Below are 574 nucleotides of genomic sequence, written 5' to 3'. Positions count from 1 at the left end.
GCGAACACGAAGCGCCGGACCCCGCTGGCCTTGGCGATCTCGGCGATCACGCGGGTGAAGGTGAGGTTGACCTCGACGGTGAGCGCCTCGTCCCAGGCGCACGCCGGATCGCCCACCAGGCCGCCGAGGTGCACGACCGTCTGGACGCCCTGCATGGCCTCCACCAGCTTGTCGAACTTGCGGTAGTCGGCCTCCACCACCTCGAGGCGTGGGTGGTCGAGCCACTTCGCCACCGGCTCCTTGCCGTAGAGGAACACGTCGAGCAGGCGCACCCGGCGACCGCTCTCCAAGAGCCGCGGCAGCAGCGCCGAGCCGATGTAGCCGGCGCCGCCGACGACCAGCACGGTGCCGTCGTCGTCGCCCCGGTTACTGGACGCGAGGCTCAGCGCCCGCAGGACCTTGTCCTCCTCCACCATGCGCGCCCGCACGTCCATGCGGTACGCCCACGACCACCAACGCGCGGCCGGCAGCGCCACGCCGGTCAGCACCCAGGCGCCCAGGAAGGCCGTCAGCGGCACCTCGAAGGCGGGAGACAAGAGGAAGAACACGACGCCCGCCGCGGCGCCGGCGATCC

At 71.8% G+C, this 574-nt stretch carries 1 protein-coding gene; it reads right to left on the bottom strand.

Annotation, left to right across the window (positions count from 1 at the left end):
- Positions 1-574: NAD-dependent epimerase/dehydratase family protein (locus ACNA7R_RS20575; protein WP_416285391.1), on the bottom strand; the 574-nt coding region annotated here is incomplete at both ends.

It is taken from the genome of Natronococcus sp. (genome assembly GCF_047921035.1).
In the GTDB taxonomy this organism is placed as follows: domain Archaea; phylum Halobacteriota; class Halobacteria; order Halobacteriales; family Natrialbaceae; genus Natronococcus.
This window is presented reverse-complemented; position numbering and strand designations above follow the sequence as displayed.